Consider the following 15,349-nt stretch of genomic DNA (forward strand, 5'->3'; position numbering starts at 1 on the left):
GACCAGCCCTTAACGCTTGCCCATCGAGCGACGGGTACCAGGTGGCGCCGCGCCCGGGGTCTTGGCATGGCCGTCGCCGACCCCGTTCTTGTACCAGGGCAGCCCGGCGTTCTTGGCCTGGGCGAACTCGGACGGCTTGAACGGGAACTTGAACGGCGCGATCGCCGGCTTGCCTTCGGCGGGCGCGCTGGCGTCGTCGGCCTGATCGACGCCAGGAGCATCGGACACAGGCGGTTGGGCGGGGTGGGTCATGGCAGCTCCGGAATAAGGAACGACCCGAAGGACCGGGCCGCGAAGGCCGGCAGTATACCTGCGCGCCGCCGATCTTTGACCTGCCGCCAGCCACCCCCGGTCGGCCTTTGCTGACAGCGCTGACAGGCTGGCGTCACGTTGCTGACCCGGTTGCCCGGCTATAAATGAGCCACTGATACTGGCCACCCTTCCGTTTCCCTTGCCCCCCGGCGCTGGCGTCCATGCGTAATCGAAAAACAACCGTTGTGATCGCAGGCGTACTCGCCATTCTTATCGCCGCTGGCCTGTGGTTCCTGCTCAAGCCGCCCAGCGCCAAGCTGGCAGCCCCGAGCGCCGTGCCGGTGCGGGTGATCAGCGTCGCCCAACAGGACGTACCGCGGCATGTCAGCGGCATCGGCTCGGTCCTGTCGCTGCACAGCGTGGTGATCCGGCCCCAGGTGGACGGCATCCTTACCCGCCTGCTGGTCAAGGAAGGGCAACGGGTCAAGACCGGCGACCTGCTGGCGACCATCGACGACCGCGCGATCCGCGCCAGCCTCGATCAGGCCCGGGCGCAACTGGCGGAAAACCAGGCGCAGTTGCAAGTGGCCCAGGTCAACCTCCAGCGCTACAAGCTGCTGTCGGTGGATGACGGCGTCTCCAAGCAGACCTACGACCAGCAACAGGCGCTGGTCAACCAGCTCAAGGCCAGCGCCCTGGGCAACCAGGCCGCCATCGATGCGGCCCAGGTGCAGTTGTCCTATACCCAGATCCGCTCCCCGGTGTCCGGCCGCGTCGGTATCCGCACCGTCGACGAAGGCAATTTCCTGCGCACCAGCGACACCCAAGGGCTGTTCTCGGTGACCCAGATCGACCCGATCGCGGTGGAGTTTTCCCTGCCGCAACAGATGCTGCCGACCCTGCAAGGGCTGTTACTGGCCGCACAGCCGGCCGCGGTGGACGCCTACCTGGGCGCCGACACCGATGCGGTGACCGGCGACCGCCTGGGCGAAGGCCACCTGAGCCTGATCGACAACCAGATCGACGCCAATACCGGGACCATCCGCGCCAAGGCCGAATTCGACAATCCCGGGCAAAAGCTCTGGCCCGGCCAGTTGGTGACCATCAAGATCCGCACCGCCGTGGAAAAGGCCGCCCTGGTGGTGCCGCCCAGCGTGGTGCAACGCGGCCTGGACAAGCACTTCGTGTACCGGGTCAAGGACGACACCGTGGAAATCGTCCCGGTGCAGATGGTCTATCAGGACAGCGGCCAGAACATCATTACCGGCGTGCAGGCCGGCGACCTGCTGGTCAGTGACGGCCAGTCGCGGCTCAAGGCCGGCTCGCGTATCGAGGTGCTCAGCGAGCCGCCGCAAACGATCCAGACCGCGAACACGGAGCCGCAACCATGAAAGGCCACGGCTCGATCTCGGCCTGGTGCGTCGACCACCCAGTCGCCACGCTGCTGCTGACCTTCGCCCTGGTGCTGCTCGGCGCCATCGCTTTTCCGCGCCTGCCCGTGGCGCCCCTGCCCGAGGCGGAATTCCCGACCATCCAGGTCACCGCCCAACTGCCCGGCGCCAGCCCGGAAACCATGGCCTCCTCGGTGGCCACGCCGCTGGAAGTGCAGTTCAGTGCCATCCCCGGCATGACCCAGATGACCTCCAGCAGCGCCCTGGGTTCGAGCCTGCTGACCCTGCAATTCACCCTCGACAAGAGCATCGATACCGCCGCCCAGGAAGTGCAGGCGGCGATCAACACCGCCTCGGGCAAGCTGCCCAACGACATGCCGAGCCTGCCCACCTGGCGCAAGGTCAACCCGGCGGACAGCCCGGTGCTGATTCTCAGCATCAGCTCCACGCAGATGCCCGGCACCGAACTGAGCGACTACGTGGAAACCCTGCTGTCCCGGCAGATCAGCCAGATCGACGGCGTCGGCCAGGTCAGCATCACCGGCCAACAGCGCCCGGCGATCCGCGTCCAGGCTTCGCCCGACCGCCTGGCGGCCATCGGCCTGACCCTGGCCGATATCCGCGTCGTCCTGCAACAAGCCAGCCTCAACCTGGCCAAGGGCGCGCTGTACGGCGAGTCGAGCATCTCGACCCTGTCGACCAACGACCAGCTGTTCCACCCCGACGAATACGGCCAGCTGATCGTTTCCTACAAGAACGGCGCGCCGGTGCAACTCAAGGACGTCGCCCGGGTCGTCAGCGGCCCGGAAAACGCCTATGTGCAGGCCTGGTCCAACGACCAGCCGGGGCTCAACCTGGTGATCTTCCGCCAGCCGGGGGCCAACATCGTCGACACCGTGGACCGCATTCAGAACGAACTGCCACGGCTGGAAGCCATGCTCCCGGCCTCGGTGGACGTCACCGTGCTCTCGGACCGCACCAAGACCATCCGCGCCTCCTTGCACGAAGTGGAAATCACCTTGCTGATCGCCGTGCTGCTGGTGGTGGCGGTAATGGCGCTGTTCCTGCGCCAGTTGTCGGCGACGCTAATCGTCTCCAGCGTGCTCGGCGTGTCGCTGGTGGCCAGTTTCGCGCTGATGTACGTGATGGGCTTCAGCCTGAACAACCTGACCCTGGTGGCGATCGTGATCTCGGTGGGCTTCGTGGTCGACGACGCGATCGTCGTGGTCGAGAACATCCACCGTCACCTGGAAGCCGGCGACGGCATGCGCGAAGCGGCGATCAAGGGCGCCGGGGAAATCGGCTTCACTGTGGTCTCCATCAGCTTCTCGCTGATCGCCGCGTTCATTCCCCTGCTGTTCATGGGTGGCGTGGTCGGGCGGCTGTTCAAGGAATTCGCCCTGACCGCCACCTCGACCATCCTGATTTCGGTGGTGGTGTCGCTGACCCTGGCGCCGACCCTGGCGGCGCTGTTCATGCGCGCCCCGGTGCATCAACCCCACGACCGTCCGGGCTTCGGCGAACGCCTGCTGGCGACCTACGAGCGCGGGCTGCGCCGGGCGCTGGCCCATCAGCGCCTGATGCTCGGCCTGTTCGGCTTGACCCTGGGCCTGGCCGTCGCCGGTTATGTGTTCATTCCCAAGGGGTTCTTCCCGGTCCAGGACACCGGTTTCGTGCTCGGCACCAGCGAGGCGGCGGCCGATATTTCCTACCCGGACATGGTGGAAAAACACCTGGCCCTGGCGAAGATCCTCGACGCCGACCCGGCGGTGGAAACCTACTCCCACTCGGTGGGCGTCACCGGCAGCAACCAGACCATCGCCAACGGCCGCTTCTGGATCGCCCTCAAGGACCGGGGCCAGCGCGACGTCTCCGCCAGCCAGTTCATCGACCGCATCCGCCCGCAACTGGCCGCGGTCCCGGGCATCGTCCTGTACCTGCGGGCCGGCCAGGACATCAACTTGAGCTCCGGCCCCAGCCGCAGCCAGTACCAGTACGTGCTCAAGAGCAACGACGGGCCGACCCTCAACACCTGGACCCAGCGCCTGACGGAAAAACTGCGGGCCAACCCGGCCTTTCGCGACCTGTCCAACGACCTGCAACTGGGCGGCAGCATCACCCACATCAGCATCGACCGCAGCGCCGCGGCGCGTTTCGGCCTGACCGCCACCGATGTCGACGAAGCCCTCTACGACGCCTTCGGCCAGCGCCAGGTGAACGAATTCCAGACCGAGACCAACCAGTACAACGTGATCCTCGAACTGGACGCCAAGCAGCGCGGCAAAGCCGAGAGCCTGAACTACTTCTACCTGCGCTCGCCCCTGAGCGGCGAGATGGTGCCGCTGTCGGCCCTGGCCAAGGTCGATCCGCCCACCGTCGGCCCGCTGTCCATCGCCCACGACGGCATGTTCCCGGCCGCCAACCTGTCGTTCAACCTGGCGCCCGGCGTGGCCCTGGGCGACGCGGTGATCATGCTCGACCAGGCGAAAAACGAGATCGGCATGCCCGCCTCCATCGCCGGCAACTTCCAGGGCGCGGCCCAGGCCTTCCAAAGCTCCCTGGCCAGCCAGCCGTGGCTGATCCTCGCGGCGCTGGTGGCGGTGTACATCATTCTCGGCGTGCTCTACGAGAGCTTCGTCCACCCGCTGACCATCATCTCCACCCTGCCCTCGGCCGGCCTCGGCGCGCTGATCATGCTCTGGCTGCTGGGCCAGGACTTCTCGATCATGGCGCTGATCGGCCTGGTGCTGTTGATCGGCATCGTCAAGAAAAACGGCATCCTGATGATCGACTTCGCCCTCGAAGCCCAGCGCAAGGGCGGGCTGGCGCCGCAGGAGGCGATCTATCAGGCCTGCATCACCCGGTTCCGACCGATCATCATGACCACCCTCGCCGCCTTGCTCGGCGCCCTGCCGCTGATGCTCGGCTACGGCGCCGGCGCCGAGCTGCGCCAGCCGCTGGGGATCGCCGTGGTCGGCGGCCTGCTGGTGAGCCAGGCGCTGACGCTGTTCACCACTCCGGTCATATACTTGTGGCTCGAGCGGCTATTCCATCGGCCCACACCAGCGCCGACGCTGGCGACTACATCCTGAGGCGGGGTCATGCGCGTTCTGATTATCGAAGACGAAGAAAAAACCGCGGACTACCTGCACCGCGGCCTGACCGAACAAGGCTACACCGTGGACCTGGCGCGCGACGGCGTCGAGGGCCTGCACCTGGCGCTGGAGGGCGACTACGCGGTGATCGTGCTGGACGTGATGCTGCCCGGCATCGACGGCTTCGGCGTGCTGCGGGCCCTGCGCGCGCGCAAACAGACGCCGGTGATCATGCTCACCGCCCGCGAGCGCGTCGAAGACCGCATCAAGGGCCTGCGCGACGGCGCCGACGACTACCTGGGCAAGCCCTTTTCCTTCCTCGAACTGGTGGCGCGCCTGCAAGCGTTGACCCGCCGCAGCGGTGGCCACGAGCCGGTGCAGATCGGCATCGCCGACCTGTGGATCGACCTGATCAGCCGCAAGGCCAGCCGCGCCGGCACGCGCCTGGACCTGACCGCCAAGGAGTTCTCGCTGCTCAGCGTGCTCGCCCGGCGCCAGGGCGAGATCCTGTCGAAAACCGCGATTGCCGAGATGGTCTGGGACATCAATTTCGACAGCGACGCCAATGTCGTCGAAGTGGCGATCAAGCGCCTGCGGGCCAAGCTCGACGGGCCGTTCGAGCAAAAACTGCTGCACACCATCCGCGGCATGGGGTATGTGCTGGAGAATCGCAGTGGCGCGTAACTCGATTGCCCTGCGCTTGAGCGGGCTGTTCACCCTGGTCGCCCTGCTGGTGTTCCTGCTGATCGGCGGCGCGCTCTACCAGCAGGTGGACAAGGGCCTGGGCCTGTTGCCCGAGGCCGAGCTGGACGCGCGCTACAGCGTGCTGGAGTCGGCCCTGACGCGCTTCGGCAACCCGGAGCACTGGGCCAAGATCAACAACAAGCTCAAGTTGCTCAGCGAGGAAGACAAACGCATCAGCTTCTGGGTGGTCAGCGGCGACCCCAGATACGAATACGGCAACCCCGACGAGCAGATCCGCCGCTTCGCCCAGGGCCCGCTGGGCATGCGCGACCTGACCCTGCCCGAACACCCTTACCCGCTGAAAGTGCTGGTCAGCCAGTTGCCGGCCAAGGAGCTGCGCCCGTCGCTACGGTTCCTGATCGCCATCGATACCGAGACCTTCTACGAGACCCAGCACCAGCTGTTGATTGCCCTGATCAGCCTGGCCATCGTCGGCGTGCTGCTGGCCTCGGCGCTGGGTTACTGGGTGGCGCGCATCGGCCTCAAGCCCTTGATCGGACTTTCCGACGAGGCCCAGCGCCTGGCCCCGCCGAGGCTGTCCGGGCGCCTGCAACTGTCGTCGCTGCCGCCGGAGCTGACGCAGTTCGCCAACTCGTTCAACTCGACCCTGGAGCGAGTGGAGCAGGCCTATTCGCGCCTGGAATCCTTCAATGCCGATGTCGCCCATGAACTGCGCTCGCCGCTGACCAACCTGATCGGCCAGACCCAGGTGGCGCTGACCCGTGGCCGCTCCGCCGAGCATTATTTCGAGGTGCTGCAATCCAACCTCGAGGAGTTGGAACGGCTGCGCTCGATCATCAACGACATGCTGTTCCTGGCCAGCGCCGACCAGGGCAGCAAGGCCACCAAACTCACCAGCACCTCCCTGGCCGGCGAAGTGGCGACCACCCTGGACTACCTGGATTTCATTCTCGAAGACGCCCAGGTCCAGGTCGAAGTGCGCGGCGATGCCCAGGTGCGGATCGAGATCGCCCACCTGCGCCGGGCGCTGATCAACCTGCTGAGCAACGCCGTGCAGCACACCGCGCCCGGGCAGGTGATCCGGGTGCAGATCGAGGCCCAGGAACACCAGGTGGCCATCGCTGTGAGCAACCCCGGCCAGGCCATCGCCAGCGAGCACCTGCCGCGGTTGTTCGAGCGCTTCTACCGGGTCGACGCGTCCCGCAGCAACAGCGGCGCCAACCATGGCCTGGGCCTGGCGATCGTCAAGGCCATCGCCCTGATGCACGGCGGCGACGTGTTCGTGCGCAGCAACGCCGGCGTGAACACCTTCGGCCTCTACCTGCCCACCTGACGCTCCCACAACAAGTGCACGTCAACTATTGCTTTTGCAGTAACAGTCCTTATCCTGTTCGGCGCTTTTTCCGGTGGCCTTGAAACTATATTTTTGTCGCACCTAATTTGAACTTGCTCTGCAAGAAGGTCTTCAGAAAATGTCCACCAGCATGGGTATTGCCAGCGCGTTTGTTTTGTCCTCCCTGTTCTTGGCCCCTCTGGCCATGGCCGAAGAATCGCAGTCTTTCGTTGCGCACAACGCCGCACGCGCCGCTGCCTTCCAGGACGCCCAGGAAGCGCTGGCCGCCCAACGACAGAACCGCGAACAGGCGCAGAAGATTACCGCTGAACAAGGTCAGCCCGACGATCAGAAAGACAGTTGATCGCCACTACCGACTCGTTTCCCTCGACAACTTCTCTGCTCTAACCCTGGAGTAAGTTGTCTTAAAGCCGCTGCTACAGCGGCTTTTTTTTGCCATGTAGAACCGACTGTTTCATTCGTTTCATCCACAACAAGAAACACCCGATTCAACAATAACAACGATCATCATTCATCCAAGGAGCGCTTTACCGGTGAAGGTTTCATCCACACTCAGCCCGCTGTTCGTTGCAATGGCTGCAACGATCGTCCCCTGCGTCCAGGCCGCCGAACCGGCCAGCCCCGAAGGCTTCGTCGAAGGCGCCAGCCTCAAGCTCAACGCCCGCAACTACTACATGAACCGCAACCGCCATCAGCAGGCCGACGACAACATTGAATGGGGCCAGGGCTTCCTGGGGATCTTCGAGTCGGGTTACACCCAGGGCACGGTCGGTTTCGGCATCGACGCCAACGCCATGCTCGGCCTGAAACTCGACGGCGGGGGCGGCACCGACGGTTCGAGCATCCTGCCGATCAGCGACGGCAACGGCAAAGCGCCGACAGCGTTCTCCACGGCCGGCGCGACCCTGAAAATGCGCGCCTTCGACACCGAGCTCAAGGCCGGCGACCTGTTCCTCAACAACCCGGTGATCGCCGGCGGCCAGAGCCGCATGCTGCCGCAGACCTTCCGCGGCGTCAGCCTGACCAATCACAGCTTCGACGGCTGGCTGCTCGAGGGCGGCCAGGCCAGCTTCACCAAGCTCTATAACCAGAGCGGCCACCAGCGCATCGGCACCGCCTACGGCAAGCTGGCGGACGGCGATGAGAGCCGACACCTGAACTGGGCCGGCGTCGCCTGGAGCGGCATCAGCGGGTTGACCAGCAGCCTGTACGCTTCCGAGCTCAAGGACATCTGGAACCAGTACTACTACGACCTGGACTACACCTACGCGGTCAACGAGCTGATAACCCTGAACCCGGGCCTGCACGTCTACCACACCCAGGACACCGGCGACGCCCTGCTGGGCGACATCGACAACAACACCTACAGCCTGCATTTCACCCTGGGGGTCGGCAACCACAGCGTCACCGCTGCCTACCAGCGGGTGAACGGCAATACCCCGTTCGACTACATCAACCAGGGCGACAGCATCTACCTGGACAACTCCCAGCAGTACTCGGACTTCAACGGCCCCAACGAGCGCTCGTGGAAGCTCAAGTACGCCTACGACTTCGCCGGCCTCGGCCTGCCGGGCCTGACCTCGGCGCTGTCCTACTCGCGCGGCGAGCTGGACCTGACCCAGGTCGATCCGCACAGCCGTGGCTATGCCAACTGGTACAGCGCCGACGGCGAGCATGCCAAGCACTGGGAGCGCGACCTGGACCTCAAGTACGTGGTCCAGGGCGGCAAGGCCAAGAATCTGGCGGTCCGCCTGCAGTGGGCCACCAACCGCGGCGGCAACGGCTATGGGGCACTGGACAACGACACCGACGAGTACCGGGTGATCGTCGATTACCCGCTCGATGTGTTCTAAGCGCGCATAAGCAAAAGGCCAGCATCATTTTGCTGGCCTTTTTTTTGCCTGGGATTTATACATGCGCCCGTAGGCGCGATCGGCCTCTGCAACTCTGCTCGCTTCACCCGGAAACAGCCTTACAACGTACCTACCGCAGAAGCCAGAACCATGAGTGTGAGTAGTGCGACACCCCGCAACACGACCACTTTGACAGGGTCGGAAAGGATACTGATTCTTGGTAGCTCATTGATGGTCATCTCCATCCTGAGCATCGTGACCTTCTTGCTGATTCGCGAACGTGGCAGCGCCGAAATGGCAGCCACCCGCGCGGCATCCAATATCGTGCAATTGATCGACGCCGACGTGCTGCGCAACGTCGAGCTGTACGATGTGTCCCTGCTCGGCCTGATCAGCGCCGCGCAACGCGAGGACTTGAAACAGGTCTCGCCGACCATCCGCCATATGGCGCTGTTCGATCGGGCCAGCGCTGCGCCCTACAAGGGCAATATCCTGCTACTCGACGCCCGCGGCGATGTGCTCGCCGACTCCGCCTCGGTCGAACCGCGCCAGGGCAACTTCTCCGATCGGGAGTACTTCAAGGCTCATGTAAGCGATCCCGATCCGAGCATGATGATCAGCCGGCCCTTTCACGCTCGCCCTCCCGAACTGGATTGGCGCATCAGTTTCAGCCGACGGGTTTCCGGCGAGCACGGCGAGTTTCTCGGCGTGGCCGAGGCGGCCATGCGCCTGGATTACTTCAACCAACTGTTCAAGAGCCTGAACATCGGCCGCGACAGCTCGATCAACCTGATCAGTCGCGACGGCATCCTGCTGGCCCAGGAGCCGCCGCGGCCCGAGAACCTGATCGGCCAGGACTTCAGCCAGCGCCCCAATTTCATCCGCATCCTGGAGGAAGGCAACGGCAGCTTCAAAAGCGTTTCCAGCACCCAGCAACCACGCCTGTATACCTTCTCCCAGGTCGGCAACCTGCCGCTGATCGTGATCGTGGCGCTCTCCAGCAACGAGGTCTTCGCCTCCTGGGAACGTACCGCGCTGGTGGTCGGCGGCGCCACCGGTGCGCTGTGCCTGAGCCTGTTGTGGTTGACCTGGCTGCTTTGCCGGGAACTGCGGCGCCGCCAGAGCGCCGAACAGGAACTCGCGCAACTGGCCGCCACCGATGCCCTGACCGGCCTGGACAACCGCCGCAGCCTGGATCAGACCCTGACCCGCGAATGGGCGCGCGCGCAGCGCACCCACAACCCGCTGTCGCTCCTGATGCTGGATGTGGATCACTTCAAGGCTTTCAACGACCGCTACGGCCATCCGCGGGGCGACGAAGCCCTGCGTCTCGTCGCCCGGGTGATCAGCGACACCATTCGCCGCCCCGGCGATCTGGGCGCGCGCTACGGCGGCGAAGAGTTCGCCGTGGTCCTGCCCGAAACCGGCAACGAAGGCGCCCGGCGCATCGCCGAACAGATCCGCCTGGCGGTGGAAGGTTTGCCGCCGATCCGGGAAGGCGCTTCGCCGATCACCATCAGCATCGGCCTCGCTACCTGTTCCGGCCCGTCGAAGTCCAGCCTGGAAGAACTGTGCTCGACAGCAGACAAAGCGCTGTACCAGGCCAAGACCGAGGGGCGGAACAGGGTGGTGACGGGCTGAGAAAGTCAGGCAGGAACAGCCCGGTGGCGGTCAGTGGCTAGCACTGCCGACACCCAGGCAAGACCTGTCACTTCACTTTGCAGGAAAGGGTTTTACCCTGGATTGTGTCTTTCAGGTCCATCCAGTCAATCTTGCCGGACCACAGGTATTGCCCCGAGGCATAGATGGCGCCGCTGGCCGATACGGTTCTGACGAAGACCAGTTCGCCCTCCCCCTCCACTGGAACGATCGCCAGCTGGTTACTGCCCTTGTCGAAGTACTTGACGCCGATCTGCTTGTCACCGCAGACATAGGTACGGTCTGTCACTTTCAACTCCCCTTTTCCAGGAAGCGGCACTGCGTCAGCAGCGGCATTGGCCACGCCCACCACGCCGAACAGTGAAGACAGGAAAACTACGCTCAGCACTTCTTTCATTTTGCTCATCCTTATCAATAACAATCACGGTCATATGTCACGCATCAAATGTTATATAGTAACAAAAACGAAATTCAAGCACTCGCCTACGCCGTTTGTCGCCCGGGCAAAAGCCCCCCGTTTGACCCCGCGATGTACGGTACAGGCATAAAAAAAGGCCACCCGAAGGCAGCCTTTAAAAACTAAAGAAAAGAGAGTGTTACTTACACGGCCGCAACCGGACGCATGTAAGAGATCGGTGCGGTGCTGGCATCTTCGAAGGTCACGACTTCCCAAGCGTCTTTCTGCTCAATGAGCTTGCGCAGAAGCTGGTTGTTCAGTGCATGGCCCGACTTGAAGCCTTTGAACTCACCTATCAGGCTGTTGCCCAGCAGGTAGAGGTCACCAATTGCATCGAGGATCTTGTGCTTCACGAATTCGTCTTCGTAGCGAAGACCGTCTTCGTTCAGTACGCCATCCGCGTCGACCACGATGGCATTTTCCACGCTGCCGCCGAGTGCGAGGTTGTGCTTGCGCAGGTACTCGATGTCACTCATGAAACCAAAGGTACGGGCGCGGCTGACTTCTTTTACGAACGAAGTGCTGGAAAAGTCCACGCTTGCACTCTGGGTGCGGTCACGGAAAACCGGGTGATCGAAATCGATCTCGAAGCTCACTTTAAAACCGTCGAAAGGCACGAAAGTGGCGCGCTTGTCGCCGTCTTCCACCGTCACCTCACGCAGGATGCGGATGAACTTCTTGGCTGCGTCCTGTTCTTCCAGGCCGGCAGATTGAATCAGGAATACGAAGGGTCCAGCGCTGCCATCCATGATCGGGACTTCGGACGCGGAGAGCTCGACGTAGGCGTTATCGATGCCCAGGCCAGCCATGGCCGAGAGCAAGTGCTCCACCGTGTCCACTTTGGTGTCACCGTTGACCAGCGTGGTCGACATAGTGGTTTCACCAACGTTTTCCGCGCGAGCAGGAATCTGCACCACAGGGTCCAGGTCGGCACGACAAAACACAATGCCGGTGTCGACAGGCGCAGGCTTGAGGGTCAGGTAAACCTTTTCCCCAGAGTGCAGGCCTACACCTGTGGCACGGATAATATTCTTCAGGGTGCGTTGTTTAATCATGGCTTGGGCCGCTTCAGCGCAAATTGCGAACTGGTATCAACAAAGGCTGGCGATAATAGCAGACCAGACCTTTGCTGAACACCAATCACCCTAATACCCCTGATACATTCCATCAATCGGCCTGGCGACGCAGGAAAGCCGGGATGTCCAGATAGTCCAGATCATCTTGCGGATTCAGCTTCGCCGCGGTCGCAGCGCTGGCCTGGGCCTGGTTGCGCATGACGGTTGGACGGTCCAGGTCGCGGTAGTTCACCGACGGCAGTTCCTGACGGGCAGGCGCTGGCGCTTGAGCCTGGGACGAGGCCATGGTGGTTTGCACGGTGTTGTCGATGACCTTCACAGGCTTCTCGATTTTCGCGCCCAGACCGGTGGCAACCACAGTCACGTGCAGCTCGTCGCGCATGTCCGGATCAATAACGGTACCGACCTTGACCATCGCGTGCTCGGAAGCGAAGGCTTCGATGATGCTACCCACGTCGGAGTACTCGCCCAGGGACAAGTCGGGACCGGCGGTGATGTTCACCAGGATGCCGCGTGCGCCTTGCAGGTTCACGTCTTCCAGCAGCGGGTTGCGGATCGCCGCCTCGGTGGCTTCACGTGCACGGTTAGGACCGCTGGCGCAGCCAGTGCCCATCATCGCCATGCCCATTTCGCTCATCACGGTACGCACGTCGGCGAAGTCGACGTTGATCATGCCCGGACGCTTGATGATGTCGGAGATACCGCGAACGGCACCGGCCAGAACGTCGTCGGCCTTGGCGAAAGCCGACAAGAGGCTTGCGTCCTTGCCGAGGATGGTCAGCAGCTTTTCGTTGGGAATGGTGATCAACGAATCGACGCTTTCGCTCAGCGCGCGGATGCCTTCATCGGCGATCTGCATGCGCTTGCGGCCTTCGAACGGGAACGGACGGGTCACCACCGCAACGGTGAGGATGCCCATTTCCTTGGCCACTTCGGCGATGATCGGCGCAGCACCGGTACCGGTACCACCGCCCATGCCAGTGGTGATGAACACCATGTTGGTGCCCGCCAGCACTTCAGCGATGCGCTCGCGGTCTTCCAGGGCGGCTTGGCGGCCGACTTCAGGATTGGCACCGGCACCCAGCCCCTTGGTCACGCCGGTACCCAGTTGCAGGATGGTCCGCGCGCCGATGTTTTTCAGCGCTTGAGCATCGGTGTTGGCGCAGATGAACTCGACGCCTTCGATATTGCTCTTGACCATGTGATTGACGGCGTTGCCGCCACCACCGCCCACACCGATAACCTTGATCACCGGGCTTGCGGGGACGTTGTCTACGAGTTCGAACATTTTCCCTCTCCTTTCATTTCTCTAGTTTTTTCGCCTACTGCCTACAACGGTGTAACGGTGTTGCGGTAAATCTTCAGAAGTTGCCCTGCACCCAGCTCTTGATGCGATCGAGCAAGGCGGCCTTCGGTTCGTCGCTGCTGTAGTTGTCCCGGCTGCCGATGCCGGAGAACGAGATACCGTCGGACTGTTTCTGCAGCCCGTACAGCAGCAAGCCCACGCCGGTGGAATAGATTGGGTTGCGCACCACGTCGGACAGGCCCTTGACGGTGTGCGGCACGCCCAGGCGGACCGGCATGTGGAAAATTTCTTCGGCCAGTTCGACCGCGCCTTCCATTTTCGAAGTACCGCCGGTCAGCACGATGCCGGCCGGGATCAGGTCTTCGTAGCCACTGCGACGCAGCTCGGCCTGGATCAGGGTGAACAGCTCGTCGTAACGCGGCTCGACCACTTCGGCCAGGGCCTGGCGGGACAGCTCGCGCGGCGGACGGTCGCCGACGCTCGGCACCTTGATGGTCTCGCCGGCACCGGCCAGCTTGGCCAGGGCGCAGGCGTAGCGGATCTTGATTTCCTCGGCGTACTGGGTCGGCGTACGCAGGGCCATGGCGATGTCGTTGGTCACTTGATCGCCGGCGATCGGGATCACCGCGGTATGGCGGATCGCGCCTTCGGTGAAGATCGCGATGTCGGTGGTGCCGCCGCCGATGTCCACCAGGCACACGCCCAGCTCTTTCTCGTCGTCGGTCAGCACCGAATAGGCCGAGGCCAATTGCTCGAGAATGATGTCGTCGATTTCCAGGCCACAGCGACGCACGCACTTCTCGATGTTCTGGGCGGCATTCACCGCGCAGGTCACCACGTGCACCTTGGCTTCCAGGCGCACCCCGGACATGCCCAGGGGCTCGCGCACGCCTTCCTGGTTATCGATCACGTAATCCTGCGGCAAGGTGTGCAGCACCCGCTGGTCGGCCGGGATCGCCACGGCCTGCGCCGCGTCGAGCACTCGCTCCAGGTCCGCCGAGCTCACTTCGCGATCGCGGATCGCCACGATGCCGTGGGAGTTCAGGCTGCGGATGTGATTGCCTGCCACGCCGACGAACGCCGAGTGGATACGGCAACCGGCCATCAGTTGCGCCTCTTCTACCGCGCGCTGGATCGACTGGACGGTGGACTCGATATTCACCACCACGCCCTTCTTCAGGCCACGCGATGGATGGGTGCCGATACCGACGATTTCCAGCGTGCCATCGGCCGCGACCTCGCCTACCAGCGCCACCACCTTGGAGGTGCCGATATCCAGACCGACGATCATTTTGCCGCTTTGCACGTTTGCCATGGGTACTGCCTCTTCTTAATTCTTCGCGACGGCGGGTTGGGCCGTCGTGGGCGCTGCTGGTTCCCGCCAGCCGACGGCCAGGCCGTTGGCATAACGCAGATCGATGCGCGCGATGTTCGTAATCTGTTCTTTCAGCGTTTTTTCATAAATGGCAATGAAGCGGCGCATCTTCTCCACCAGATGATCGCGACCGAGCAACAGCTCGATACCCGGACCGGCGCTGCCGGCGCCCGTGGTCAGGAACCAGCTGCCGCGTTCGCGCAATTCCAGACGGGCGATGGAGAATCCCAACGGCCGAAGCATCTGGCTCAACACCTGGTACTGCTGCATCACCTGTTGCTGGGCCCGCTGCGGGCCGAACAACTGCGGCAAGTGCTCGTAATTCGCCAGTTCACGCGGGGTGAAGGCCTGGCCCTGGTTGTTCAACAGCGCCTCGTCGCCCCAACGGGCCACCGGCAATTGTTCTTCCAGGCGGATCACCACCTGGTCCGGCCACACGCGCCTGACCTCGGCGTGCGCGATCCATGGCATCTGTTCCAGCTCGGTGCGCATGCTCGCCAGGTCGATGGTGAAGAAGCTCGACGCGACGTAAGGCGCGATCCGCTGCTGCACCGCCTGCTGGCTGATGTAACTCAGGTCGCCCTGCACCGCGATCTTGGTGATCGGCCGGTCGGCATAAGGCAACAGGCGTTGCGCGCCTTCGTAAGTGCCAAACCCCAGGGCGACCAGCAACACCGGCCACATCAGGCTTTTCAGCACGCCAAAGTTGGCTTTCGGCAGGCGCACCGACATCGGTTCCTTGGCCACCATCCGGCTGGCACCGCGCGGCACCGGCTTGCGGCCGGGGGCGGGTTGCTGATGACGTAGCTGGGCGCCTTGCATGGCC

The 15,349-nt window shown here is 63.4% G+C and carries 13 protein-coding genes; 7 read left to right on the forward strand and 6 right to left on the reverse strand.

Annotation, left to right across the window (positions count from 1 at the left end):
• Positions 1-9: 9 nt before the first annotated feature.
• Positions 10-252, reverse strand: a complete 243-nt coding sequence (locus BTN82_RS24015) for a hypothetical protein (protein ID WP_075121569.1) — start codon at positions 250-252, stop codon at positions 10-12.
• A gap of 221 nt (positions 253-473) precedes the next feature.
• Between BTN82_RS24015 and BTN82_RS24020 the strand changes: the two genes are divergently transcribed.
• The 7 genes from BTN82_RS24020 (at position 474) to BTN82_RS24050 (ending at position 10,291) form a co-directional block, all read left to right on the forward strand.
• Entirely contained in the window at positions 474-1,643 is a 1,170-nt protein-coding gene (locus tag BTN82_RS24020; protein ID WP_075121570.1) for an efflux RND transporter periplasmic adaptor subunit, read from the forward strand.
• Positions 1,640-4,735, forward strand: a complete 3,096-nt coding sequence (locus BTN82_RS24025) for a multidrug efflux RND transporter permease subunit (RefSeq protein WP_075121571.1) — start codon at positions 1,640-1,642, stop codon at positions 4,733-4,735. The genes BTN82_RS24020 and BTN82_RS24025 overlap by 4 nt, the downstream gene beginning before the upstream one ends.
• Positions 4,736-4,744: 9 nt before the next feature.
• Positions 4,745-5,422, forward strand: a complete 678-nt coding sequence (locus tag BTN82_RS24030; protein ID WP_075121572.1) for a heavy metal response regulator transcription factor — start codon at positions 4,745-4,747, stop codon at positions 5,420-5,422.
• On the forward strand, positions 5,412-6,776 hold the full coding sequence (locus BTN82_RS24035) for a heavy metal sensor histidine kinase (RefSeq protein WP_075121573.1): 1,365 nt from the start codon (positions 5,412-5,414) through the stop codon (positions 6,774-6,776). The genes BTN82_RS24030 and BTN82_RS24035 overlap by 11 nt, the downstream gene beginning before the upstream one ends.
• 139 nt (positions 6,777-6,915) lie before the next feature.
• On the forward strand, positions 6,916-7,140 hold the full coding sequence (locus BTN82_RS24040; RefSeq protein WP_075121574.1) for a hypothetical protein: 225 nt from the start codon (positions 6,916-6,918) through the stop codon (positions 7,138-7,140).
• Between the two features lie 229 nt (positions 7,141-7,369).
• Positions 7,370-8,650: an OprD family porin gene (locus BTN82_RS24045; protein WP_075121575.1), complete on the forward strand. Its 1,281-nt coding sequence runs from the start codon at positions 7,370-7,372 to the stop codon at positions 8,648-8,650.
• A 150-nt stretch (positions 8,651-8,800) separates the two neighbouring features.
• Positions 8,801-10,291 (forward strand): sensor domain-containing diguanylate cyclase, encoded by a 1,491-nt coding sequence (locus BTN82_RS24050; RefSeq protein WP_075121576.1) that lies wholly within the window; start codon positions 8,801-8,803, stop codon positions 10,289-10,291.
• A 67-nt stretch (positions 10,292-10,358) separates the two neighbouring features.
• On the opposite strand, the gene BTN82_RS24055 is transcribed toward BTN82_RS24050, so the two are convergent.
• From BTN82_RS24055 to BTN82_RS24075, 5 genes are all read right to left on the reverse strand, one after another.
• On the reverse strand, positions 10,359-10,706 hold the full coding sequence (locus BTN82_RS24055; protein ID WP_075121577.1) for an MliC family protein: 348 nt from the start codon (positions 10,704-10,706) through the stop codon (positions 10,359-10,361).
• A gap of 203 nt (positions 10,707-10,909) precedes the next feature.
• Entirely contained in the window at positions 10,910-11,821 is a 912-nt protein-coding gene (gene lpxC, locus BTN82_RS24060) for a UDP-3-O-acyl-N-acetylglucosamine deacetylase (RefSeq protein WP_009045509.1), read from the reverse strand.
• A 112-nt stretch (positions 11,822-11,933) separates the two neighbouring features.
• Positions 11,934-13,130, reverse strand: coding sequence for a cell division protein FtsZ (gene ftsZ, locus BTN82_RS24065; RefSeq protein ID WP_075121578.1), 1,197 nt, complete (start codon positions 13,128-13,130; stop codon positions 11,934-11,936).
• A gap of 73 nt (positions 13,131-13,203) precedes the next feature.
• Positions 13,204-14,463 (reverse strand): cell division protein FtsA, encoded by a 1,260-nt coding sequence (ftsA, locus tag BTN82_RS24070; RefSeq protein ID WP_075121579.1) that lies wholly within the window; start codon positions 14,461-14,463, stop codon positions 13,204-13,206.
• A 15-nt stretch (positions 14,464-14,478) separates the two neighbouring features.
• Positions 14,479-15,345, reverse strand: a complete 867-nt coding sequence (locus tag BTN82_RS24075; RefSeq protein WP_075121580.1) for a cell division protein FtsQ/DivIB — start codon at positions 15,343-15,345, stop codon at positions 14,479-14,481.
• Between the last annotated feature and the right edge of the window lie 4 nt (positions 15,346-15,349).

Origin of the sequence: Pseudomonas chlororaphis (assembly GCF_001921865.1) — a bacterium.
GTDB lineage: Bacteria > Pseudomonadota > Gammaproteobacteria > Pseudomonadales > Pseudomonadaceae > Aquipseudomonas > Aquipseudomonas chlororaphis_D.

Coding starts and splice junctions, on each gene's coding strand:
- ftsZ (WP_075121578.1), bottom strand. CDS start 13,130: ATGTTCGAACTCGTAGACAACGTCCCCGCAAGCCCGGTGATCAAGGTT.
- BTN82_RS24015 (WP_075121569.1), bottom strand. CDS start 252: ATGACCCACCCCGCCCAACCGCCTGTGTCCGATGCTCCTGGCGTCGAT.
- BTN82_RS24020 (WP_075121570.1), top strand. CDS start 474: ATGCGTAATCGAAAAACAACCGTTGTGATCGCAGGCGTACTCGCCATT.
- BTN82_RS24025 (WP_075121571.1), top strand. CDS start 1,640: ATGAAAGGCCACGGCTCGATCTCGGCCTGGTGCGTCGACCACCCAGTC.
- BTN82_RS24055 (WP_075121577.1), bottom strand. CDS start 10,706: ATGAAAGAAGTGCTGAGCGTAGTTTTCCTGTCTTCACTGTTCGGCGTG.
- lpxC (WP_009045509.1), bottom strand. CDS start 11,821: ATGATTAAACAACGCACCCTGAAGAATATTATCCGTGCCACAGGTGTA.
- BTN82_RS24045 (WP_075121575.1), top strand. CDS start 7,370: ATGGCTGCAACGATCGTCCCCTGCGTCCAGGCCGCCGAACCGGCCAGC.
- BTN82_RS24040 (WP_075121574.1), top strand. CDS start 6,916: ATGTCCACCAGCATGGGTATTGCCAGCGCGTTTGTTTTGTCCTCCCTG.
- BTN82_RS24030 (WP_075121572.1), top strand. CDS start 4,745: ATGCGCGTTCTGATTATCGAAGACGAAGAAAAAACCGCGGACTACCTG.
- ftsA (WP_075121579.1), bottom strand. CDS start 14,463: ATGGCAAACGTGCAAAGCGGCAAAATGATCGTCGGTCTGGATATCGGC.
- BTN82_RS24075 (WP_075121580.1), bottom strand. CDS start 15,345: ATGCAAGGCGCCCAGCTACGTCATCAGCAACCCGCCCCCGGCCGCAAG.
- BTN82_RS24050 (WP_075121576.1), top strand. CDS start 8,801: ATGAGTGTGAGTAGTGCGACACCCCGCAACACGACCACTTTGACAGGG.